Origin of the sequence: Bradyrhizobium sp. LjRoot220, assembly GCF_964252915.1 — a bacterium.
Taxonomy (GTDB): domain Bacteria; phylum Pseudomonadota; class Alphaproteobacteria; order Rhizobiales; family Xanthobacteraceae; genus Bradyrhizobium.
In genome coordinates this window covers 437,534-461,031 of record NZ_CAXUPS020000005.1, presented here as the reverse complement: position 1 = coordinate 461,031, position 23,498 = coordinate 437,534, and the positions used below count along the sequence as shown (strand labels likewise).

The 23,498-nt window shown below is 62.4% G+C and carries 21 protein-coding genes; 7 read left to right on the top strand and 14 right to left on the bottom strand.

All coding sequences use genetic code 11. The features are described 5' to 3' along the window. The first annotated feature begins 25 nt into the window (after window positions 1-25). Complete coding sequence (locus ACSQ84_RS23415) at window positions 26-1,729, top strand: protein kinase domain-containing protein (RefSeq protein ID WP_436214056.1); 1,704 nt, start codon at window positions 26-28, stop codon at window positions 1,727-1,729. A gap of 141 nt (window positions 1,730-1,870) precedes the next feature. Then, entirely contained in the window at window positions 1,871-3,232 is a 1,362-nt protein-coding gene (locus ACSQ84_RS23410) for a DUF1186 domain-containing protein (RefSeq protein WP_436214055.1), read from the top strand. 46 nt (window positions 3,233-3,278) lie between these two features. On the opposite strand, the gene ACSQ84_RS23405 is transcribed toward ACSQ84_RS23410, so the two are convergent. From ACSQ84_RS23405 to ACSQ84_RS23375, 7 genes are all read right to left on the bottom strand, one after another. Beyond that, on the bottom strand, window positions 3,279-4,079 hold the full coding sequence (locus ACSQ84_RS23405; protein WP_436214054.1) for an AMP nucleosidase: 801 nt from the start codon (window positions 4,077-4,079) through the stop codon (window positions 3,279-3,281). Window positions 4,080-4,157: 78 nt separating this feature from the next. Then, window positions 4,158-5,390: a rhodanese-like domain-containing protein gene (locus tag ACSQ84_RS23400; RefSeq protein WP_436214053.1), complete on the bottom strand. Its 1,233-nt coding sequence runs from the start codon at window positions 5,388-5,390 to the stop codon at window positions 4,158-4,160. Between the two features lie 107 nt (window positions 5,391-5,497). Next, on the bottom strand, window positions 5,498-6,589 hold the full coding sequence (locus ACSQ84_RS23395; protein ID WP_436214052.1) for a patatin-like phospholipase family protein: 1,092 nt from the start codon (window positions 6,587-6,589) through the stop codon (window positions 5,498-5,500). A gap of 124 nt (window positions 6,590-6,713) precedes the next feature. Continuing rightward, window positions 6,714-7,958 carry an NAD(P)/FAD-dependent oxidoreductase gene (locus tag ACSQ84_RS23390; protein ID WP_436214051.1) on the bottom strand — a complete coding sequence of 415 codons (1,245 nt, stop codon included), beginning with the start codon at window positions 7,956-7,958 and terminating at the stop codon, window positions 6,714-6,716. 32 nt (window positions 7,959-7,990) lie between these two features. Next, window positions 7,991-8,749: an SDR family NAD(P)-dependent oxidoreductase gene (locus ACSQ84_RS23385; protein ID WP_436214050.1), complete on the bottom strand. Its 759-nt coding sequence runs from the start codon at window positions 8,747-8,749 to the stop codon at window positions 7,991-7,993. 120 nt (window positions 8,750-8,869) lie between these two features. Continuing rightward, on the bottom strand, window positions 8,870-9,472 hold the full coding sequence (locus ACSQ84_RS23380; protein ID WP_436214049.1) for an isochorismatase family protein: 603 nt from the start codon (window positions 9,470-9,472) through the stop codon (window positions 8,870-8,872). 111 nt (window positions 9,473-9,583) lie between these two features. After that, window positions 9,584-10,477, bottom strand: a complete 894-nt coding sequence (locus tag ACSQ84_RS23375; protein WP_436214048.1) for a calcium-binding protein — start codon at window positions 10,475-10,477, stop codon at window positions 9,584-9,586. A gap of 244 nt (window positions 10,478-10,721) precedes the next feature. On the opposite strand from ACSQ84_RS23375, the gene ACSQ84_RS23370 reads away from it, so the two are divergent. Then, window positions 10,722-11,633: a sulfotransferase family 2 domain-containing protein gene (locus ACSQ84_RS23370; protein WP_436214047.1), complete on the top strand. Its 912-nt coding sequence runs from the start codon at window positions 10,722-10,724 to the stop codon at window positions 11,631-11,633. A 106-nt stretch (window positions 11,634-11,739) separates the two neighbouring features. Here the strand turns inward: ACSQ84_RS23370 and ACSQ84_RS23365 are convergent, their stop codons facing one another. After that, complete coding sequence (locus ACSQ84_RS23365; RefSeq protein ID WP_436214046.1) at window positions 11,740-12,183, bottom strand: cupin domain-containing protein; 444 nt, start codon at window positions 12,181-12,183, stop codon at window positions 11,740-11,742. Window positions 12,184-12,185: 2 nt separating this feature from the next. Further along, complete coding sequence (locus ACSQ84_RS23360) at window positions 12,186-12,809, bottom strand: helix-turn-helix domain-containing protein (RefSeq protein ID WP_436214045.1); 624 nt, start codon at window positions 12,807-12,809, stop codon at window positions 12,186-12,188. Between ACSQ84_RS23360 and ACSQ84_RS23355 the strand changes: the two genes are divergently transcribed. After that, window positions 12,795-13,451 carry a hypothetical protein gene (locus ACSQ84_RS23355; RefSeq protein WP_436214044.1) on the top strand — a complete coding sequence of 219 codons (657 nt, stop codon included), beginning with the start codon at window positions 12,795-12,797 and terminating at the stop codon, window positions 13,449-13,451. The genes ACSQ84_RS23360 and ACSQ84_RS23355 overlap by 15 nt on opposite strands. A 69-nt stretch (window positions 13,452-13,520) precedes the next feature. Here ACSQ84_RS23355 and ACSQ84_RS23350 read toward each other — a convergent pair whose 3' ends face one another. Further along, on the bottom strand, window positions 13,521-14,528 hold the full coding sequence (locus ACSQ84_RS23350; RefSeq protein ID WP_436214043.1) for a helix-turn-helix transcriptional regulator: 1,008 nt from the start codon (window positions 14,526-14,528) through the stop codon (window positions 13,521-13,523). A gap of 175 nt (window positions 14,529-14,703) precedes the next feature. On the opposite strand from ACSQ84_RS23350, the gene ACSQ84_RS23345 reads away from it, so the two are divergent. Next, window positions 14,704-15,039: a DUF1127 domain-containing protein gene (locus ACSQ84_RS23345; RefSeq protein WP_436214042.1), complete on the top strand. Its 336-nt coding sequence runs from the start codon at window positions 14,704-14,706 to the stop codon at window positions 15,037-15,039. A gap of 81 nt (window positions 15,040-15,120) precedes the next feature. On the opposite strand, the gene ACSQ84_RS23340 is transcribed toward ACSQ84_RS23345, so the two are convergent. Further along, the gene (locus ACSQ84_RS23340; protein WP_436214041.1) at window positions 15,121-15,738 is read right to left on the bottom strand and encodes a hypothetical protein; all 618 of its coding nucleotides are present in this window, start codon (window positions 15,736-15,738) and stop codon (window positions 15,121-15,123) included. 163 nt (window positions 15,739-15,901) lie between these two features. On the opposite strand from ACSQ84_RS23340, the gene ACSQ84_RS23335 reads away from it, so the two are divergent. Continuing rightward, window positions 15,902-16,291: a hypothetical protein gene (locus ACSQ84_RS23335; protein WP_436214040.1), complete on the top strand. Its 390-nt coding sequence runs from the start codon at window positions 15,902-15,904 to the stop codon at window positions 16,289-16,291. A gap of 152 nt (window positions 16,292-16,443) precedes the next feature. On the opposite strand, the gene ACSQ84_RS23330 is transcribed toward ACSQ84_RS23335, so the two are convergent. After that, complete coding sequence (locus ACSQ84_RS23330) at window positions 16,444-17,094, bottom strand: hydrolase (protein ID WP_436214039.1); 651 nt, start codon at window positions 17,092-17,094, stop codon at window positions 16,444-16,446. Window positions 17,095-17,247: 153 nt separating this feature from the next. Between ACSQ84_RS23330 and ACSQ84_RS23325 the strand changes: the two genes are divergently transcribed. Beyond that, window positions 17,248-18,141 (top strand): LysR family transcriptional regulator, encoded by an 894-nt coding sequence (locus ACSQ84_RS23325; protein WP_436214038.1) that lies wholly within the window; start codon window positions 17,248-17,250, stop codon window positions 18,139-18,141. A gap of 442 nt (window positions 18,142-18,583) precedes the next feature. On the opposite strand, the gene ACSQ84_RS23320 is transcribed toward ACSQ84_RS23325, so the two are convergent. Continuing rightward, window positions 18,584-21,370 carry a UPF0182 family membrane protein gene (locus ACSQ84_RS23320; protein WP_436214037.1) on the bottom strand — a complete coding sequence of 929 codons (2,787 nt, stop codon included), beginning with the start codon at window positions 21,368-21,370 and terminating at the stop codon, window positions 18,584-18,586. Window positions 21,371-22,016: 646 nt separating this feature from the next. Beyond that, a complete protein-coding gene (locus ACSQ84_RS23315; protein ID WP_436214036.1) occupies window positions 22,017-23,474 on the bottom strand; it encodes an FAD-binding oxidoreductase in 1,458 nt (485 codons plus the stop codon). Window positions 23,475-23,498 lie beyond the last annotated feature (24 nt).

Genomic DNA, 23,498 nt, shown 5'->3' with positions numbered 1-23,498 from the left:
TTCAAAGGCTCGGCAGGTCTCCGACGTGACGATCGGTTCGCAGAGAAATCTTCAGGTTCGCGTCGGCTTCGTCAGCGAGACCGGCAAGCGGACGACCAACGAAGACTACGTCGCGGCCTGCCTCGGCCAGACCGGCGCGTTCAACCGCGACATCGTTGCCGCGGTGGCGGACGGCGTCGGAGGTCACAAGGGCGGTCGGGAAGCCGCCGAACTGACCGTGCGTTGTTTTCTCGACGCCTACTATTCCCTCCCCGAAACGCTGGGCGTCCGGCGCATCGCCTCGCGGGCGCTGGAGACTGCCAACAGCTGGATCCACGCGCAGGGCCGCGTCGATTCCAGGCTCAGCGGCATGAGCTGCGCGTTCTCGTCGATCATCCTGTCGCGGCGCACCTGTCATATCGTTCACATCGGCGACACCCGCGCCTACCGTTTGAGCGAGGGCCGCCTGGAGCGGCTGACCAAGGATCACGTCGCCGGACGCGGCGACCTCGCTCACGTACTCAACCGCGCCATCGGCTTCGAGGATTTCGCGCGCGTCGACTATGCCGCGGTCGGCCTGAGGCAACATGATCGGCTGCTGATCTGCAGCGACGGCATTCACGGTGTCCTCGACGACGGCCGCCTGCAGGTACTGCTCGACGAGCGCGCTTCGCCGGAGGAAACCGCGCGCAAACTGGTGGACGCCGCGCTTGCCGCCGGCAGCAGCGACAACATGACCGCGCTGGTGCTCGACGTCATCGACCTGCCGCCGGCAGACCGCAGCGAACTCACCCACGCGATCGAGACCCTCCCCATCCTGGAGCTGCCATCGTCCGGCGAAACCATCGACGATTTCGTTCTCCACGAGGTGCTGTCCGACGGCCGCTATAGCCGGCTGTTCGTCGCCGTCGACAAGCGGCAGAACCGCAAGCTGGTGTTGAAATTTCCGCATCCGCGGGTCGCCAGCGAAGGCTCATATCGTCTCGCCTTCGTGCGCGAAGCATGGGTGGCGGCCCGCGTGCGCAGCCTGTGGATCGGCGAAATCATCGAAGTTCCCGCCGGACGCCAGACCCGGCTCTATTCGGTGATGCCGTTCTATGAAGGCGAAACGCTGGAGCAGCGCCTGAACCGCTCGCCGCAGCTCTCGCTCAGCGAAGGCATCGGCATCGCGACCAAGCTGGCACGCGCGGTGGCGACCTTGCATCGGGCGGGCATCATCCATCGCGACATCAAACCTGATAACGTCATTCTGTTGGCGGCCGGCGGATTGCGGCTGGTCGATCTCGGCGTCGCCCGGGTGCCGCTACTCGAGGATTTCCCGGCGCAGGACATTCCGGGCACGGCGAGCTACATGGCGCCCGAGCTGTTTGGCGGACGCGCCGGCGACGAGTTCTCCGATCTCTATGCGCTGGGCGTGACGGTCTATCGCATGTTCACCGCCGCCTATCCCTATGGCGAGATCGAACCGTTCTCGCGGCCCCGCTTCGGCAAGCCGGTTTCGCTGTCGCGTTACCGTCCCGATCTGCCGGCCTGGCTCGATGCTGTGATCGGCAAGGCGCTCGCCGTCGATCCTAGCCAACGCTTCGGCGACGTCATCGAATTCGCCCACGAGCTCGAGAACGGCGCCATGTGGGCCAAGCCCGCCGCCGCGAAACGGCGAGCGCTCTATGAGCGCAACCCGCTGGTGTTCTGGAAAGTATTGTCGGCGTGCCTCGTCATCCTGGTTGCGATACTTCTGGCGTGGCGCTGATCCTCAGCCACGGCATTGCCGGAACTGCCGTTCGAATCCCCAGGAGTTAGGCAACACGCCGTTTGCTGCCGGTATCGTGATGGCTATAATAGGCGGCAGCAACTCGCCCTGACATTTGTACACACAACGGAAGCGCTCCCTGTGCAAATCCTTGAGCAATTGGGTTCCGGCGACGGCCTGCCGACCGAGGCGATTCGCGCGGCGACCACAAATCGATCGGTCGTGGCGCCGCTGTTGCTGGATGCCCTCGACAGATGTGAGCCGAAGAACGAAGCCGAGGAGAACGGCCTCTTCATCGCGTTCCATCTGCTTGGCCAATGGCGGGAGAAGTCGGCGTATCGCACGATAGCGCGTTTTTTGCGCCGGCCGGGCGCGATGTTGGTTCTCTGCGACGCCACGACGGAGACTAGCCACAGAGTCCTGGCAAGCGTTTTCGATGGCGATCCGCGTCCAATCTACGACATCATTCGAGACGGTGAGGCGGACGAGTTCGTGCGCGGCCGCGCCTTCGACGCCCTCGTCATACTCGTTTTCCGCGGCGAACTCGACCGCACCGCCGTCGCCGATTTCTTGCGGTCCGCCTTCGACGACCTGCAGCCGCGGGAGATGTCTGCCGTATGGGACGGTTGGCAGGATGCGGTCGCGCTGCTCGCATTGATCGAACTCGAGCCTCTGGTGCGGGAAGCATTCCGGCTCGGCTTAATCGACGAAACGATGACGAGTTTGAAGAATTTCGAAGATGGTTTGAAAAGGGCCTGCTCCGGTCGCCCGCTGAACTCGTGGCAAGGCCAGGAATATGAGCCGTTCGGCGATGTCATCGACGAGTTGTCGAGCTGGGCGGCATTCAAGCCAAAGCAACATCGGGATCAAATCGCCAGCGGCCGGCGTCCCGATCCGTGGCCGGCGATGCCGGCGTACAACCCGTTCCGCGATGTCGGCCGCAACGACCCCTGTCCCTGTGGCAGCGGCAAGAAATTCAAGAAGTGCTGTCTCGGCAAAGCCGAGCTGCCGCAAATCGCATCGCCTAGCGATCCGTTCGAAACAGACGATCCCTTCGACATGGACGAGATGCCTGAATTCGACGACGTCGAAGACGGGATTCGGAACTATGATCCGCTGGTTGAGCCTGATCCGGACGTCTGGCTCGCGACCGACGAGCAACAGCTTCTCGACGTGATCGAACGCTACCACCAGCACGACGGTCTCGAGGAGGAGCGCGCAAGCGTACATGCGGCCATGCACGCCGCCGTCGAGAACCAGATCGCGGAAGGCGATCGATACCCGGTGCGCCGCACCCTGCTGCGACTGATGGCCGAGGGACTCGATCGTCACGAGGCGATCCATGCGATCGCCTCGGTCCTTGCCGGACGCCTCCACGAGCTTTTGCGCGAGGCGGACTCGCAGGCGCCGCGGCCCGAGCAACAGTCCGACCGCGACGTCATGGCCCCCTATTTTTCCGAGCTGGAAAAGCTGACGGCCGAAGACTGGCTGCGCTCCGGATGATATCGAGCAGGTGCTTCGCGCCGCAGCGCGCCTGCACCACAGCGCCTTACGGGTCATGCCCGCGGTCGAAACTATCCTCGAAACGCAAATGCTTGACGCTGCGGCCGCGGCGACGCACCAGCTTCAAGGCCTCTATTCCGATTTTGATGTGCGTCTCGACATAGTTCTCGGTCACCGTCCGATCCGACGCTTCCGTCTTCACCCCCTCGGGGACCATCGGCTGATCGGACACCAGGAGCAGCGCACCAGTCGAGATATGGTTGGCGAATCCCGCCGCAAAGATCGTTGCCGTCTCCATGTCGATCGCCATGCTTCGCGTACGACGCAGAATATCCTTGAAGTGGTCATCGTGCTCCCAGACGCGACGATTGGTAGTGTACACGGTCCCCGTCCAATAGTCATGACCGAGATCGCGGATCATGGTCGACACCGCGCGTTGCAGCTCGAACGCCGGCAACGCCGGAACCTCCGGCGGCAAATAATCGTTCGACGTGCCTTCACCCCTGATCGCCGCAATCGGCAGGATCAAATCGCCAATGTGGTTCTTGCGCTTCAAGCCGCCGCACTTGCCGAGAAACAGGACGGCCTTCGGCGCGATGGCGCTGAGCAGATCCATCACGGTCGCGGCGTTCGGGCTTCCCATGCCGAAGTTGATCAGCGTGATCCCGTCCGCCGTCGCGTTTGGCATCGGCCGATCGATGCCGTTGACCAAAACGCCGTTACCTGCGGCGAACCATTCGACGTAATTGTCGAAATTGGTCAGGAGAACATAATCTCCGAATTCAGAAAGCGGCATGCCGGTGTAACGCGGCAGCCAGTTTTGCACGATGTCCTTTTTGTCTCTCATGGCCTTTCGACTCACCTGACGACGCCCGGTAACGCTGAGACTATCACGCCAGGAAGCAACGTGCCGCCGGGTTCGGGATCAAATTACGAAGAAACCATGGCTGGCGTCGCGCCGGAGCTGTTCGACCAGACCATATTCCCAGTCGAGATAGGCCTGCATCGCTGATGTCGAGACGTCGGTGCCCTCGTAGGGACGGCGGTAGCGGTGCGACGGGTCCGGCTTTGGCAAGACCTGCGGCGGTCCGACTTCCAGCGCACCGTCATAGCCACCCTCGAGCACATAGGTTTCCCATCCCATCTGCGCGAGCCAGGACGCGGTCATGTCGGCGCGGACGCCGAGATTGTCCGACAGAACAATGCGCGCGCCGCGCACCGGTGCTGCCATGTCGATCTCCTGCACCAGTTGGCCGCCCGCGTAATGGCGGAAGCCCGCGATGTGGCCGGCGGCATATTCCTCGGCGTCGCGGACGTCGAAACGATAGAGCGTACGATTTGTCTGCGCCGCGAGCGCGCGCGCCTCTTCCGGGCCGACATGCCGGACGCCGGCGCGATAGGCGACGTCACGTGCATTGGCCCTGGCTTCTTCGGAAGCGCCGATCTCGCCGCGACGGTCAGCGCCAAGTTCGAGATCCTGCCTGGCCAGCGTCCAGCCAATGGTGCCGTTGCGCAGCGCCACGACCTTGTTGGCAATGCCGGCGTTGATCAGCGACTGCGTGCCGATGATCGAGCGGGTGCGGCCGGCGCAATTGACGATGATGGTGGTCTCTGGATCGGGCGCAGCTTGCCGCGCGCGCAGTACCAGTTCGCCGCCGGGCACGCTGATCGAGCCCGGGATGTTCATGGTGGCGTATTCGTCGAAGCGGCGAACGTCGAGAATCCTGATATTGGCCTTGCGCGCGATCAGGCCAGCGACCTCTTCCGCCGCCAGCGACGGCGTGTGGCGCCGTGATTCCACCAGTTCGCCAAACGCCTTGGCGTAGGAATTGACGTCCTGGAACAGTTCATAGCCAGCGGCCTGCCAGCCCGCCAGCCCGCCTTCGAGCGCGCGGACGTTGGAATATCCCAGCGTTTTGAGGCGATCGACCGCCAGGGAAACCAGGCCTTCGCCGGCGTCGTAAACCACGATCGGCACGTCCTTGCGCGGCAGCCGCAGCTCGGCTTCGAGCGCAATGCGATCGGCCGCCATGTTGGCGGCAAACAGCGGGTGGCCGGTGGCGAAAGCCGCCTCGTGCCGCACATCGAGCAACGCGATTTCATCGCGCAGCAGCAGTGCGGTGCGGACTTGCGATGATGTGATGGTGGGCAGGGTCATGCTGAGGCGGGTCTGGAGTTGGCGTAGTGGCCGTCATCGCACAACGCGATGAATAATTCACCAGCAAATAACGAATGGCGCGCCACCATCCGACAACTATGACAGGTCTAGAGATATACCTTGTCGATATTGACAGAGGATTCGACGCCCAGTTTGACGAAATGGCTCGCCAGCCAATCGTTCGCACATTTTCGACCCTGGTCGCGAAGAAAAACGAGAAAATCCCAATCTGCGTTGTATTTGCTCATCGGACTGAGCGCGCCCATGAATTCATCGTCAGCGACGCTATGAATGAAAATCTGCCTAATGTCTTCGCCGGCGATCCGCTTTTTCTTGACCAGCCCGGTAATGAAACTGACCGCCCGCATCTCCCGCATCAGCGACGAATTGAAACTGATCTCATTGATGCGGTTCTGGATGTCGCCTGCCGCATACGGCAGTTCCCTGCGGAACAATGGGTTGATATGGACAATAACGATGTCGGAGCTCTTGCAGTTGTAGATCAGCGGAAACAGCGCCGGATTTCCCATATAGCCGCCGTCCCAATAGGCCTCGCCGTCGATCTCGACGGCGTGAAACATCGTTGGCAGACATGACGACGCCATCACGGCAGCCGCGGAAATTTCTGCTCCGGCGAAGATCTTCACCTTCCCGGTGCGAACGTTGGTCGCGGAAAGGAACAGCTTGAGCGGACAGTCCGGGCGCCGCAGCGCGTCAAAATCGATCGATTGCTCGACCACTTCACGCAACGGGTTATAGTCCGAAGGGTTGAACTCATAGGGCGACAGCACACGCGTCACGGAACCCATCAGCGAGAAGACCGGCGACCATGTCAGCCTGTGATCACCCAGCAGCCGGTCGATCGGACTGGGTTGCAATGGCCCCAGCGCTGCTGCATCGCTGACGCGTTTCCAATAGTCGGCGAGCGCCTTGCGTGCGCCTTCGCGGCCGCCGACAGCAAGCCCGGAAGCAAAGACCGCCGCATTCATCGCGCCGGCACTGGTGGCGCTCAATCCCTCGAAGGCGACGTCCTTCTCGTCGAGCAGCCTGTCGAGCACACCCCAGGTAAAGGCGCCATGAGCGCCGCCACCCTGAAGAGCCAGATTGATGGTCCTGACCTGGTTGGAGATTGCCGGTCCGTCGCCGGCATTTCCTGCCTCCGGCGTTGCTGCCGAATAGCGCCCCGAAGCTGCTTCCATCGCAGAACTCCAATTTAAATGGTGTTCGCAATCATTCAGGAAGAAAGATCGTTTGCAGTTCCCGAGTACAGATCCGCACACAGACCCAAGTCAATAGATGTATCAGGAAAGGCGCCATGGAGCATCAGACGTAGCGGCTTGGCGCAAACGCGGTGACGTCGAAAGGCGGTGGCATTCCCTTGATCATGGCGGCGATCGCGGCGCCGGTTCCGGGCCCCGTGGTGAAGCCGATGTGCTGGTTGCCGAACGCCAGCCACAGGCCGGCATGCCGCGGCGCCGGCCCGATCATCGGCAGGCTGTCGGGCAGCGTCGGCCGCGCCCCGCGCCAGGTGTCGCCGACCTGCTCACCAAATTCGGCCACCTCGCGCGCCAGCGGCTCCACCGCATCGATCTGGGCAAAGGATGAGGGCGCATCGCGATCGGTCAGTTCGACGCCGGAGGTGACGCGAACGCCCTGCTCCATCGGCGTCATCAGAAAACTGCCGTCGGCGTCATGGATCGGACGCCGCAACGCGTGGGCCGGGTTCGGCTTGAACTCGCGATGGTAGCCACGTTCAAATGCCAGCGGAACGCGATAGCCGAGCGGCCGCAGCATATCCGCCGACCACGGTCCCAGCGCGACCACGACGTGCCGCGCGGAAATCTCGCCATCCGCGAGCACCACGCGCCAGCCCTCGCCGTCAGGCATGATTGCCTTGATATCGGATTGGCGAATCTCGCCGCCCGCGCCGGCGAACATTTTGGCATAGGCCTTCACCACCGCCCCCGGCGAATCGACCGAGGCGGTCTGCGAGTGCAGGAGCCCGACCTTGTAGACCGGCACGATCTCAGGCTCGAGCGACGAAATGGCCTGGCGGTCGAGCAAGTGGCTTTCGATGCCAAACTCGGTCAACAGGGCCTGCTCGCGCTTCGCCGCTTCGATGGCATCGCCGCGCCACGCCTTCAGCCAGCCGGTCTCGCGGATGCGGTGTCCCGCGCCCGCCTTCACGATCCAGTCCCGATGCAGTTTCAGCGATGCGCCGATCAGTCCGTGCAGCGCGCTCGCCCGCGGTTTGGTTCGCGACGGGATCGCATTGGCCAGAAACTGCATCACCCATTCCGCGTTGCGGATCGACCAGCCGATGTTCCAGCGCAGCGCCGCGTGCCGGTTGGTCAGATATTTCGGCAGCGCGCCCCACAGCGAGGAATTGTTGAGCGGGGAAATCGAGCCGCTGGAGAGAATGCCGGCATTGCCGTAGGAGGTCTCGCTGCCGGGCTCACGCCGATCGACCAGCACGACCGACAACCCCTGCTCCCGCGCAGCATGGGCCGCCGACACGCCGACGATGCCTGCGCCGAGCACGATCACATCCATTTTCTTTTCTGACATCACCTTCACCACCGGGGAATTCGCATCGCACTTCACATCAGCGTCAGCCCGCCGTCGACCGGCAACAGCGCGCCGGTGACGTGGGAGGCTTCCGGCGACAACAGGAAGGCAACCACGGCCGCCACCTCGTCGGGTTCGGCCAATCGCGCCATCGGATTGGCTTTGGCAGCCGACTGCCAGGCTTTCGGGTCCAACGCGCCGGACAACCCGGCATCCTTGCGCGTAAATCCGGGCACAACGACATTGGCGGTAGCACCGGATCCGGCGAGCTCGATGGCAAGACAACGGACCTGCACTTCGAGCGCGGCCTTGGCCGCGCCTGACCCCGGATAGCTCAAATCGGGCGTGAACCGGTGCGCGGCGAAACTGCTGACGGCGACGACGCGCCCTTGCGCGCTGCTGATGATATCCGCCATCGCCGCGGCCGCGAGCTCGTGGAACGAAGCGGCCATCACCGCGAACGCCCGCTCCAGCCCGTCCCGCGGCAATTGCGAAAAATGGCGTTTGTCGGCAAAGCCCGCCGCATGCACGATCGCATCGACCGCTCCGAACGCAGCGCGCGTGGCAGCGACGAGTTCGGATGCCGTGCCGGCCGCCGCCAGATCGCCGCTACGCCACTCGACCCGCGCGCCGGCGCGCTGACAGTCCGCCGCGACGCCCTTCAGGCGCTCAATCCCGCCCGCATCGGCGCCCTGGCCATGCAACATCAGGCACTGATCATTGGCCGCAAGCCGCCGCGCGACGGCGGCGCCGATCCCGGACCCGCCGCCGGTGATGATGGTTGCTCGCATTGGCTGGTCGTTCTCGCGCCTGACGCCCCCGACTATAGGTTCGGCGATCGCAAAATGCCAATCGTCGCGGCGCATGGGAGGTGTGAATGCGCGGCTTCCGGCGTCAGGGACGCCGCGAAATCACGACACGGCTTCTTCCGGCAGATCGGCAGGAAATTCGCCGAATTTCGCGACCATCGCTTCGGCATGCGGTCCACCTGCCACAGCCTCGACCAGTTCGAAGAACAGCGTCTTGTAAGACAGGATGGTCACGCCTTCGGACCTCAGCCTCGCCAGCGCGGCATCGACATTGCGCGTCGACGAAAACAGCAGTTCTTCGACCGCGAAAACCTCAAAACCCATTTCGAGAAGCCCGAGGCAGGATTGCAGGACGCACACATCGGTCTCGCAGCCCGCGACGATGATCTGTGTCTTCTTCAGCCGCTTCAGATGGGCCCGGATCGGCTTCTCCTTGGTGAGGTCGAAGAAATCCTTCTCGAAGACCTTGGCGGCGTTACCGAGCGGCGCCTTGACGTCCTGCGGCACCGCGCCTTTTCGGTGGACCGGGCGCTCGAGTGTGACGAGCGTCGGAATACGCATGTAAACAAGGAGGCGGGCGAAGTTTCGGGTGTTTTTGCGCAGGCGAGCGCGCTTGCGCGGCTCGAGCTGCGCCAAAAAGAAATCCTGGTAGTCGATGATCGCGCCGCAACACCGGTCGGCGTGGACGCGCTTTGGGGCTGACATGAAGCGACGATAGTTCGTCCGCCGCCGTTTGGCCAGACGGGGCGCCTGAAAACGCAGACGGTGCGGACGATCTGAACCGTCCGCACCGCATTGCGCCAGTTTCTAGCAATCTCAGAGCAGGAAGTCGCTGGTTGTCAGCGCGCCCGCCGTAGTCTCGTGAATGAGCAGGATGAAATCCGAAGAGCCATCGCCGTTGGTATCCGCGAACAGGTTGAAGTCGCCATTCCCGACGTTGCGAAGGACCAGTTCGCCGCTCGCTCCCGTGAAATTGCTGACAAAGTGAAACTCATTATTGCCGGCAACGTCGGTTCGCGCGTCCATGTCGCGGAAGTCGAGGGCGTCCTGTGTGTCGAAGTCGGTGACGCGATCGAATGCAAAGGTCGACAGGTCGCCGTCGTCGAACAGAAATACGTCCGAACCGCCGCCACCAGTCACGGTGTCGAGGCCCGCGCCGCCGCGCAGGATGTTGCCGGTATTGTTACCGATGATGACGTCAGCACCCGACGTTCCAATGACCTTCTCGATCGCGACGAAGCTGTCGCTGCCGTCCCGCTCGAAATGACCGCCGGTACCCTGAGAGATGAAGTCTTCGCGGATCGCGAGACCTTCACGTCCGGAGTCGGCCATCGTCACCCTGACGCGCCCGCCGGTGAAGCCCGAATAGTCGAGCGTGTCGAAGCCGGTACCACCATCGATGTGGTTGTTGCCGTGGGTGTCGATGAAGCGATCCTGGTCGGCACCGCCGTATAGCCTGTCGTCGCCTTTTCCGCCGTCCAGCGTGTCGTTGTTGGCGTCGCCGAACAGCTTGTCATCGCCTTCATCGCCGAACAATTTGTCGTTGCCGTCTTCGCCGAAAATCTGGTCGTTACCACCGCCGCCATGCATCGTATCGCTGCCGCCATTGCCATGCAGAATGTCGGCGAAGCCCATGCCGAACATATCATCATTGTCGTCCGTGCCGGAGAGATTGTTCGACATAAACCAAAAGCCTCCGATCGTAGCCATTGTCGTCACTCCTGTTTGAAATCGGCCGCGGCCCAATGCCCGGCTTCGATGGAGTGACCGTGCCACAGGGCAAGCCGGCCGCCTGTTCCGCAGGGAACAGGCCGGTCGGGAAACGGGGAAAGCGGGTTTTGGAGCTGCCGCGGCACTTGGCAGCCTGGCGGGCCAAGGTACTTTCCGATCGGGAAGAAGCAAGGCATGATTGCCGGAAGTCGTCCAAAACCGAAATCGTTGAGGAATTATCCGTGTGTCTGAAGAGAGCTTGCGCGCACTGCTTGCCGAACGCGACCTGGAAATTCGCCGCCTGAAGGTCAGCCACGGACGCACTTTCGAGGAATTGACCGCGCTCGGCGCCGTCGGTGGCGGGACGCCCTATCGTTTCGAGGAACTGGTGGCGATCCGCGACGGCTCGGCGCCCGCAGCGACCGTGCCGCCTTTGGTGTTCATCCATCTGCCGAAGGCCGGCGGCACCACGCTGAACCATATCCTGATGAAGAACTACCGGTTTCGCTGCGACGCCTACAGCTCGGATTTCTTCCCGCGCTATTATCCCGATGAATTCGTCTCGCTGGTCCAGCCACCGGGCTATGACGACACGAAGCGGCCGGTGTTTTTCACCGGCCACATCGATCTCGCCAACGACCTGCTGCGCCACATGCCGGTGCGCTATCTCGCGATTACCATGCTGCGCGATCCGGTCGAGCGGATCGTGTCGCACTTTCGCTATCATTCGACCCGGGAGAACACGCCCCTGCATGCGGAGATTCGTGGCGGCTTGAAGCTGCCGGCTTACTTCCAGAAGTTTCAGGGCGCGCTGCCGCCGCAATACGCGGTGTTTTCGCCGGAGAAACCGACCGCGTCGGATGCGCTGTCCAAACTGGAGACCGGGATATCGCTGTTTGGATTGCAGGCACAGTTTTCCGAATTCACCGCATTGCTCGGCTCGCTCGCCGGCCTGCCCGACGTCGGCTATCGCCCGCTCAACGTCACCGCACAAAGCGCGGTCGACGTACCGCAAGACGAGATCGAAGAGCTGCGGTCGATGCTGGCCGAGGATGTGATTTTCTACGACGGCGCCTGTCAGCTTTACCGCAGGCGCATGGCGGCGTTGACGGAGTCCCGCGCTATTCATCCGTGGAGCCGGTTCTATGCCGGCTAGGCGAGAGAAGCGTCTGAGGCGCGCCTATGAGGCGATCGACCGTGAAACGGCGGAATAGGCTGCCGCCATTCCGCCTGCGCCCTCCGCGCTGACAGGCTTGCCGCGATCAAAGATCGGTGCGTTCCTCGGAGATATCGCGGCGCTTTTCCATGTTGAAGCGCCCGGCATAGATCGGCCTGCCGCCGGTGGTCGGGCCGGGATATTGCACGATCAGGATATCGCCACCCGTGGCGGTTTCGAACTTGCCTTCGAAATGCGGATCGGGATGAAAGATCATCGTTCCCGCCGTGTAGATGACGTCGTCGATCCGGAATTCGCCGGAGAGGATGTACCAGACCTGGGCGAAATCGTGATTGTGGATGGGATGATGCGCACCGGGTTCGAGGCGCAGGATTCCGGCGTTTGGTTCGGTCGGCCGTTCGGGTCGCGGGTGAAACAGCATCTTGCCGGTTTCGCCCGGCCAACGAATGGTCTCCCACTCGACGTCGTCGATGTGCTTCGCCTCGTACGGCAAATGCTTGCCGCTGGCTGAATTGGCCGCTGGTTGCATCGTCATTCTCCCTGGCTGATTTTGCTTTTGGTAGTTTTACGCGTGCTGGATCTTGTCGGGGCCGCGGCGTCTGCCACGCGCCACCAATCGAAGTGTTCGTTCCGCCCGGAAGATTTGGTGTGCGAAGATTTGGCGACCACCATCAATATCCGCGCTTCGTCCTCGCCGATATTGTCGGCGCGGTGCGGCAATTCGGAATTGAGGAAGATGCCTTCGCCCGCCGCAAGCTCGAAGATTTCGGCGCCGACATGAAACCGGATGCGGCCGCTGAGCACGTAGCAATATTCCTGCCCCGGATGCGACACCATCAGGTCCATGCGGTTCTTCCGCGGGAACAGCAGATGAAACACCTCGATTTCGTCGTTCGGCATGCCGCCGGCAAGCAGCCGCCAGCGATAGCCGGTGCTCGGAATGCCCTGGTCCTCTCCGCCGTCGCCATGGCGATGCACGGTGACATCGCTGCGAAGCCGATCGGGCGGATCGGCGAACAGTTCACTGACGCCGATGTCGAGCGCCTCTGCAATCTGGATCAGGTTCGCGACCGAGCTTGAGACCTGACCGCGCTCCAGACGCGAGACGAACGCGTCCGACAGCCCGGTTGCGTCGGCCAATTGCTTCAGTTTCATGCCGCGCCCCTCCCGCAGCGAGCGGATGCGACCACCAAGCCTCGTCAAGGCTTCGTCAGGGATTTTCATGGCGTGGAGCATTTCCCGAATTTGCCTGGAGGTCAACTAAAATTGCTCTATACGCAACTCTTGTTGAACCGAGATGCCTTTGCGCCGTTGAGCAAAATGGAGCCGCAAACTCGCTGCGGCTCCGATGGTCGGGAGACCCATATGGAGAATAGCGTAAGGGAGTTGTTTGGGCGCTACGAGAAGCTGTTCCGAATGGCGCTCACGGGTAACGTGGACATGGACGAGGTGGCATCGTCATACGCCGCCGCGTTCGTCGCAGCGTCTCCGGCTGGCGTCCGTGTCGGCCAGAATGACGAGAACTTGAAGCAAGTGATGCGGCAGGGATTCGAGAACTATCGCCGCATCGGGACAAAGGATATGCGGCTTGGTCATGTCCGCATCGCGCCGATCGACGAGCACCATTGCCTGGCGCACGTCGCCTGGACCGCCATCTACGACCGCGGCAGCGCACCGGATATTTCGATTGATTTCGAGGTGCATTACCTGGTGCAGCAGCTTCAAGACGCGCCAAGGATCTTCGGATGGGTCTCGGGGGATGAGCAAGCCGTTCTCAGGCAACACGGGATCATCTGAGGGTCAACTGAAATGGCTTCACAGGCAGTTGACCGAGCAGCGGCGCCGCTTGGTTTGGGCGTGCGGCGTTCAGCGCCGCTTGGGCTGCCGCGGCCGGTGCTCCGTCGGCGGCACGGGCGCATAGAGGCGGACCAGCTGCTGAACCGTTGCGGCAAGCCGCTCGCGCAGTTCCGAAGGTTCGACGATCTCGGCGTCGGCGCCGAGCGCGATCAGTCCGGACGCGGCCCGCTCGACCGACTCGATCGGGATCGTGACGCTAATCCAGCCGTCGGCATCCGCCGGCGTTGCGGTCGCGGCGGCCGCTCGCGCGACGTGTGAGCCGAGGACGTCGAGCTTGGCGAGGCCGCGCGCCGTTACGCGCAGCGTGGCGTTGGAATGGTAGACGCTGGTTTCGAACGCGCGTGACGAGGTGACCCAGAAGCGCGTCAGGTCGAAATCCTTCCGCCGTTCGAACGACACCTCGGTCACTGCAAGATCGATGAAGTTGGAGATGCGATAGGTGCGCGGCTGATCGCCGACCTGCGCGACGAGGTACCAGACGCCGGCCTTGAGCACGAGACCGAGCGGCTGCAGCCGGCGCTCGACCGCGCCCTCGGCGCGCCGGTAGTGCACATCGATGCACTTCTCGTTCCACACCGCGTCGGCGATTGCCGGCAACAGCCTGGCGTCATCGGCACTGCGGAACCAGCCGACGGGATCGAGGTGGAATCGTGCGGCGACGCGGCCTGCATTCGCGCGCGACCGTTCGGGCAATGCCGCGCTCAATTTCAGCTGGGCCGCCGTGAGCACGTCGGCGAGCCCGAGTTGCGCCGCGGGTCCCGGCAGGCCGGCAAGCGACAACGTCTCGGCCTCGGCGGGCGATAGGCCCGTCAGCTTGGTGCGGTAGCCATCGAGCAACTGAAATCCGCCGCTCGGGCCGCGGTCCGCATAGATCGGCACGTCGGCGGCGCTGAGCTGATCGACGTCGCGATAGATGGTGCGAACCGAAACCTCGAATTCGCTCGCCAGCTCCTCGGCCGTCATCCGGCCGCGGGCTTGCAACAGCAACAGGATCGACAACAGCCGGCTCGCGCGCATTTGCGCAGCCTATCAGAAAATACCTGACACGGGGTGTCAGGTATGGCGGCGTATAACCGGGACAGCCATCGTCGACGCGGCCACTGGCCGGCGAATCGGCGACGTAACGCACTGAAATAACAAAGGTACTTCTTTCGGCTGGCCACAATTCAGGGAAAGAGAAGAGGAGACGATCATGTCGACACTGGTGTCAGAACGGCGTCAGCCGATCATTACGCCCAAGCTTCTGGACCGAGCACCGGGGCAACGCTCGACCCCGCGGACATCGGTCACGCACGAGCCCACAGCCGCGGCTCCCGCTCACCCGGCGGTGACGCCGCGCCCGACCTGGAGCCTGATGCTGGGCTCGATTGTCGCCACGCTGCGGGTGTGGCACCACCGCCGCGTGGCGCGCCGCGAACTCGCCAGCCTCGACGAGCGGATGATCCGCGACATCGGCCTCGATCCCGCCGCCGTCGATTACGAGGTAAGCCAGTCGTTCTGGCGGCCCTCTCGCGATTGGCGAAAGTGATCGCCGTCGCGGCGAACCGAACCGCCGTCATGGCGGCAGCGGCGGGCTCATGTGCGCCGCTTGGCCGCACGGGATCCCGCCTCAGGCCGCAATTTCGAATCCGAAACCGTCGCTGCCGAGACATTTCTGCAATTGCGCGATCCGCCGGCGAATGAGGGAAGCGCTATCGTTCGGGCCGGGAATGTAGACAGGTTTGCCGTCGCGACCGAACCGAAAGGCCGCTTCGCTGGCGTCCGCGTTCACATCGCCGAAGATCCGCTCCACCGCTGCAAAATCCCGGTGCGGCGGGAAACCGATCGATTGCGACCACGCGGCGAGATCGCGCAGCAGTCTGCGGGAATCGCTCGGATCGACGGCGACCATCGGTGACCCGGCACCCGTCGCGTCGAGGTACATCGAGAAATATTCGCTATCGACCGATTCGAACATCACGTCCTTGATGCCCAGGCAGAAAACGTCGATCAGGAACGAGCTTAGCGCGAGGCGATGGGGCGTGGCGCCGCGCGCCAGAACCAGCGTCCCAATGCCAATCTCGAATATCTCTTCGGTGAGGAAGCAGTATTGAATGGGCTCATGAGCAGCCCGAAGCACACGGGCGGGCAGGCTTGCATCCAATAGCTCAGCCCGTCGCTTCTGCATCACCACCTGCTTGCGCCGTTGCGCTTTCCTTGCACGCTTTTGCGCCATGTTCGTCGCCATGGCCAATTCCTCCAGCGATTCGAGATTCCGGCATGGTACGGCGAAGATTCCACTTGGTTGAGCGCTGGCGCGTCAATATTCTGGGGACAAGGTTCCGAACGACATGGCGGGGCGGCGCGTCCGCCTGGCGAGTTCATGATCTCAACTGCCCGAGCACGGTACCATGAGCCTTTCAGCCGACGCCCTGTACAAAATGTCCGACGTGGAATTGCTCGCCGCCTATGTCGAAGGCCGGCGGCAATTCGTCGAAAAGAAATTCACGCGCGATACACACCGGGCGCGGCTGGAGTGGATCAAGGCCAAGATGTTCACCGGCAGCTCGGGCGGGGTCACCGAGCGCAACATGGCTATCGACGTCTCGGAGGAGATTGCCCGCAAGGGTCAGGAATTGCGCGAGATGACGCGCGACCTCGACCTGCTCAAGGTCGAGATCGATGTCATCGCGATCGTCATTCGATCCCGCGGCGCATCGGCATCGACGGGCATGCATGGCGAAGACCTGGGTGGCGGCGATCATCCCGAGCGCGAACGCCGTTCGGGCGCGTCCGACTGACGGTGAGCACCCGCCTGCAACTTGCAGTTCGGGCCGCCGAGGACCACGAGCTTCACGACCACGAAGGTTGAAGCCGGAAGGGCGAGGATGGCGAGGGCCGGCAAACGGATCGATCCCGCCCCTCACCGAAGTGCTCGCCATCCCGGCCCGGATCAACCTTTGCGCGGCACAGGCGTGTTGAGCAGCTGCTGCTCCCAGAGGAAGGCAATGCCGCTGCCGGCGGCATGCTGCACAAGCAGCTCCGAAAGCTCGGCGGCATGCTCTGTGCGGGCCCAGTCGCGCTGCCATTCCGAAGCCACCACCAGCCAGGTCATCATGTTCGCGCCGGCCGCGATCATGCGTTGGATCGCGACCTCGTGGGCCTCGACCGAAACACCGCCTGACGCATCGGTGACGACCGTCACGTCCCAGCCTTCGCCGAGAGCCTGGATCGTCGGCATCGCGACGCAGATCTCGGTCCACAGGCCGGCGATGATAAGCTGCTTGCGGCCCGTGGCCTTGACTGCATCCACCACCTTCCGGTCCTGCCAGGTGTTGATGAACGTCCGGTCGATCACTTCTTGGCCAGGGAAAACGTCCGTGATCTGAGGAAAGAGGAGACCACCCCGCTCCGCGATCACGGAGGTCAGGATCGTGGGGACACCGAAGGCCTTGGCGGCCTTCGCCAGAGCCGTCGCATTGTTGACCACCATCTGCGGTTCGTGGCTGTTCACGTTTGTGAGCTGATAGGGCTGGTGGTCTATCAGAACGAGGACCGAGTCTTCAGGACGAAGAAGCGAATCAAGGCCGTTACGAGGGGTCATCAAGACTTCCTTTCTCTGCCGCCATGGACGGCAATGGGTTCACGGGAGACATGCGCCAGCGGCGACGCTGTCTGGACGCAATTTGCTGTTCCCCCAGGTGACGCGGTAGTGTCACAATCAGGCAATCTGTGTCGCGAAATGGGGAACACCGAATTGGACATCGAAGATCTACAGACATTCGTCGCAGTGGCCGATGCAGGGGGCGTATCGGCCGCCGCGCGCCGGCTCGGCGTCTCCAAGTCAATCGTCAGTCGGCGGCTCTTTCGGGTTGAAGCGGAGCTTGGCGTCCAGCTCCTCGCACGTACGACCCGCGGCGCCGCGCTCACAGAAGCGGGAATCACGTTCAGAGACCATGCGGCCCGAGCCAGCGCCGAGATCGATGCGGCCAGAGAAACGATCCTCCCGACCGGTGAGCTGCGCGGCCGCCTGAGGGTTGCCATGCCGCTTTCTTTCGGCCCGACCCACTTCGCCCCCGTGCTTGCGGAAATGGCCCAACACCACCCGCAGCTCCACATCCATACCTCCTACAGCGATCGCTTCGTCGACCTGATCGCCGAAGGTTTCGATTGCGCGATCCGGGTTGGTTACCTTCAGGACTCCAACCTGATCGCGAAGCGCGTCGGGCCGATCTATGGAAAGCTTGTCGCAAGCCCGGATTATATCAAAGCGCACGGTTCACCTGAGACGGTAGAGCAGCTCGTCAACCATCAGGCCCTCATGCAAGGAACGGAAGCCTGGCAGTTCACGGATGGCGGCAGGATTGTCACGGTTCAGCCGCAAGGCAGGTTCAAGGCCGACAACGCGACGGCGCTTGCCGCTGCAGCGGCGGCAGGGCTCGGCATCGCCTGGCTCCCCGATTGCATCACACACGAATATGTGGCCTCCGGCGCGCTCGTTCCGGTGATGACACGCTATCCCCCACCTTCGGCAGGCGCGTATGTCGTCCGACCGCCGGGCCAGCACCCCGCACGGAAAGTCCGGGTCCTCATCGAAATGCTGATCGAGTACTTCGCACGAAATCCGGACGTTTGGGGCCTCGACCGCTAAAACACGAAAGCGGCGATGCCTTATTGAAGAATTGCGTTTTAACGAATTGCGTTCGACGGCCGCTCTACTGCGAGCCGCTGAGCTCGACGACATCGCCCGCACGTTCCACTTACTGCGACGCAGCTTGACGCATCACGGGCTAGTTGGGCAGACAGATGGATTGTTGTCAGCGCTGTTACCGGATCCGACAACAAACCAGCCGGACATACCCAAGCCGCACACGGGCCGATGACCTCGCCAATCTTGCATCGCTATGGGTGCGGAGTTCGCAGTTTTATTCTGAATGGTGGCAAATGGCGCGCCACTCAGAACAGAACTGCGAACTCGTATATGATTGCAATCGCGATATGATTTGAGCAAAACTCAATCGTGGCACCGTATCCGTATTCATAATTTCCGCTTCTCCGGGTCGGAGGCAGCGCTGGACTGAAGGTTTGGGGCCCTAGTGGCCGGTGGGGCGTCGGTTCATTTCCTCCAGAAGCGCGCGCATTGCATCGAACTGCGTGCCGAAGCCTTTCCAATCTCCGGACTTCAATCTCTCCACTGCTTGATTGTAGCGATCAAGCGCCTCCCGTGCCTGACTTGCCGTTGGGCTTGTCGCGGGCATCTCTTCTGTCGTGCTTGCAACTGCCGGCGCAGCGCCGGGCTCTATAAACAGCGCTGACAGTGCCTCGGCGAGCGTCTCCTTCATCACCACTTTTTCACCGTAGGCTGCGATCACGCGTTTCAGCTCCGGCAGATATCCGTGCTCCGCTCGCAAATAGAGCGGCGTTACATAAAGGATCGAGTTCTCGATCGGGATCACCAGCAGGTTCGCACCGCGTATCACCCGCGAGCCCGTCTGGTTCCACAGCGTAATTTGCTGGGTTATCTCGGTGCTCTGATTGATCCGCGCTTCGATCTGGAATGGTCCATAGACGAGCTTCTCCTTTGGAAACTCGTAGACGATGAGCTTGCCGTAGTCGGGCGGGTCACAGCGCGCAGCGAGCCACGCGATCATGTTGTCGCGGCGGCTCGGCACCATGGGAACCATGAGGAAGAACTCGGCCTGCGGCTCGCCGGGCAGCCGCATGATGATGTAATAAGGGGCCATCGTTGCAACGCCGCCGCCGCCCGGCTGGCGCGGAAACTGCCAGAGATCCTCGCGGTTATAGAAAACGTCGGCGGCCTCCATGTGGTAGGTCTGATAGATCCGCGCCTGAATCAGGAACAGATCCTCTGGATAGCGAATGTGCCTCTGCAGGCCCGCCGGCATAGCCGAGAACGGCTTGAACAAGCTCGGAAAGATGCGCTGGTAGGTCGCGGCGATAGGGTCGACGGTGTCCATCAGATAAAAGTCGACGGTTCCGTTATAGGCATCGATGATGACCTTCACTGAATTTCGTATGTAGTTGAGATTCATGTCTTGCGCCGGCTGCGCTGAGGGGAAATAGGAACTTACCGTGTAGGCGTCCTGCATCCAGAACATCCGCCCATTGCTGATGACCAGATAAGGATCGTGATCGAGCCTCAGGAACGGAGCGATCGTTCGTACCCTTTCCCCGATATTGCGGCGGATCATGATCCGGCTGTCGCCGGTGATGTAACTTGAGAGCAGCAGGTTCGGGTCGTTGAAGTAATAAGCAAACAGCCCTCTCCACACCATCGCTCCTATCGGAACGCCACCGGTGCCGTCATAAGCCGCGTAGACATTGTCTTTTCCCTTGGGATAGTCGAACTCGGGCGTGCTCCCCTTGACGATGACGTAGCTGTCGCGCTCTTCGCCATAGTAGATGCGCGGTTCCTGGATCTGGGGGCCTCCGTCCGCAACGGGAGGGATGTCGCGCAAATAAAAGAATGGCAGCCCTTCAGTGCTCTTGCGAGTGACAGGGCTCATCACCGCGCCGGTGCCGTGCGTAAACAGCACGTGGCGGTTGACCCATGTCTGGGCATTCGGCGGCAGCAGGGAGGGCCGCAGTTCTCGCGCCGAGAGCATTACGCTTTGGTAGGAGCCATCGAGCCAGTAGCGATCAACATCAAGATGATGGAATTTGTAGTAAGTGCGGATCTCTTGCAGCTGCGCGTAGGTGTCCGATAAGGGCAGCCAGTCCCACAGCCTGATATTGTCGATTGTCGCCTTGTTGGCGTCGAGCGTCTTGAGGGTAAGCTTCTGTTCGGCGGCAAACGGCTTGGCTGCGATCTGATCGAGATTGTATGCCTGCCGGGTGAGCGCGATGTTGCGTTCGATGTAGGGCTTCTCCAGCTCCAACTCGCTTGGTTTGACGAAGAACTGCCGGAACAACACCGGAGCTACGCCGGACAGCACGAGAGAGCAGATGACGACAAGCATGACCGCGGCGACAGGAATCCGGTAGGTCCTCACCCGGAGATTTGCCAACGCAGCAAACGCCGCAATGATCGACAGCCCGATCATTAGCCACAGGCCCGGCAGCCCCACATGTACATCGGTGTAGCTTGCGCCGACGACGACGCCGTTGTCGCTATAGAGCAGCAGATAACGGTCGAGACCGTAGGACCAGGCCTTCACGGCCAAGAGGAGAGCGATCAACACCGAGCCATGAGCAATGGCTGTCGGCGACATCGATCGGTGATGAATGTCGTATTCGATGTCGCCGTGCACCCAATAGATCATTCCGGCGAAGATCGCGCTTAGAACCAGTGTGAGCAGCATCCAGTTTTTGATGAGGATATAAGCCGGCAGCACGAAGAGATAGAAACTGATGTCCTTGTTGAAGAGCGGGTCGTCTGCACCATAGGGGACGTGATAGAAAAACTGCAGGATGACGCCCCAATTGCCGACTTCTGCGGCGGCAACCAGCAGAGCGAGCAAACCTGCACCGCCTACGATAACCCGGGACCAGGGCAACCGATCGCGCAGGACCGCCATCAGATCGGGCGGTGGCACGTTGCCCGCAAGATTCCACACGAAGGCCGAGACAGATAGCGTCGGCTGTCGTCGGGCAAAACGTACCGCGAGCCATCCGTTCAACCAAAGGATGACCGCAGTTCCGGTCCAGACCACGAAAAAGACGACGGCTTTAGCGCCGATGATTGTCCAAAAAACCTGCAGATAACCGATCGCGGAAAACCACAGCCAGTCGACCAGGAAGTCGCTCGCGAGCCAGAGCAGGAACAGGCAAATCCCGCCGACGACGGCCGCAACGATGAACCCGGCCACGGCGCTTTGCCTTGGTGCCTTCCGTTCGGGTCCGGTAATCCCGATCGTCATGGTTTGATTATAGCGGAAATGGCGGACGCCTGCCGCTTGATTCGTGGTCGGGATTGCGGGTCAAGGTGGGGGACACGGGTGCTCGAAGTTCCGTGACTGCGGAACGAGAATCGGCTTTTGGGGCCGGGATGGACCGGCCCGATCGCGCCAGCGCGTATTTCTATGCCAACCTATGCACCGTCGGATACCGCGGCATTAAGTTGATGCCTTGGCCATGGCGGAAACCCACCGACATTTTCGCAGTTTGTTCAGTGCGGTGGCAAAATGGCGCGCCACGGCCGATGAAGATGGGCACTATTGTTTCGCTGTGGCGCTATGATGCCGTGGCGGGCCAAGCGATCCGGCAGGATAACCAACGACGGACTGCAATCTTGTGCTAAGCCTATTGGCGGCTGTCTTCCCGATTCCACGAGTGGTCCGGTCACCCTTCGATGGCGGCCATTTCGATCAATTCCGGGAACGGCGCGCTGGGCCACGACCTGCCGTGAGCAAGCGCAGCAATCTAAGTGTGCAAGGATCGCGTGGGGACGCTCATTTACCAAGCCTCCCCACGCTGTGTACGCATGCTCGGCGACGCCGCCGCCTTCCGAAATCCACCCTGGCGAGCGCTCTCAACAATTCTGCGGCGCGCTGCGGCATCTGTGCGTCAGTGACGACGCGCCCTGGAGGCCCCGCTCATGCGCGTGCCGGCATCGGGACGGATATTTTGATTGTGGTGGAAGACGTTGTCCGGGTCGTACTTGGTCTTCACGTCAACCAGCCGGTCGTAGACGGAATCGCCGTACGCCTCGCGGACTCGGTTGGGGTCTTCGTCGCCGCCCAGGAAGTTCACGTAGACGCCTTGGCGGAAGGGGCCAAGGGCAGAGAAGAACCCCCTTGTCCAGGCAGTGTCCCGGTCGCCGAAGTCCTCTCCGGGACGCCACACAGCGTCGAGGGTGATTGCGTGCGACGCCTGCCGGTTCCCGAACGCGGTCCCGCCCTCGGCCACTCGGCTCACGGCCCCCTTCAAATGGAACATCGCCGCATACGACCGCGGCGACGAGCAGGAGAAGGCGTGCTCGGCGATCACGTCGATGAGATTGTCGCGGAGCTCGGGGAGGTGGGTGGACTTCCAGTAGTAGTTCCAACCGTGCACCACGGTCGAGTCGAGCGCGCTCTGGAATCCCACGTATGACGCAGGCCCGACGAGGTCGAGGAGGGGAGTCCTGCATGCGCGGAGCGGGCGCAGCACCTGCTCACCGTCCTCGATCGGCCCGGCGTAGCAGGTACCAACCATCACCACCGGGCGCCAGTGCAGATTCTCGGGGATGACCGGGAGCGGCGGCGCGGCGCCGAACCGCACGACCGTGCCGAGTTCGTCGGGAGCGTCGCGAATGAAGTCGCGGTAGAAGCGAAGGACTTCCCCGGCGTCCGTCGCGTCCCAGAGGATGGGTCCGGCGAGGACGGTCGGCCCGATGGGGTGGAGGCGGAACTCGAACGAGGTGACCACGCCGAAGTTGCCGCCGCCGCCTTGCAACGCCCAGAACAGGTCGAGGTGCTCGTCCCTGGAGGCCCGCAGCAGCTCGCCGCCGGCCGTTACGACGTCTACGGCGAACAGGTTGTCGACCGTCAGGCCGTGCTTGCGCATCAGCCAGCCGACGCCGCCGCCGAGGGTGAGTCCGGCGACTCCGGTGTGGCTCACGATTCCGCCGGTGGTGGCCAGACCGTGCGCCTGCGTCTCGTGATCAACGTCACCCCACAGTGCGCCAGCCTGCACCCAGGCCCTGCGGGCGGTGGGATCGACTCGTACGCCCCGCATCGCCGAGAGGTCGATTACCACACCGCCGTCGCAAACGGCGGTGCCCGCCACGTTGTGACCTCCGCCCCGCATGGCGATCTCCAGATCGTGGTCGCGGGCGAAACGCACGGCCGCGATCACGTCGACGGTCCCGATGCATCGGGCGATTAGGTGCGGGCGCCGGTCAATGGCGCCGTTCCAGACTGCACGGGCGCTGTCGTAGTCGGCGTGGTTGGCACTGATTAGCCGTCCTCGGAACCCGTCGATCTCCACGACGGTTGGCTCTTTGCTCCGGTGGTTGAATTCCGCGGGCATTGGTGTCGTCATGGTGTCCTCCTCTCTTCGAGAGGC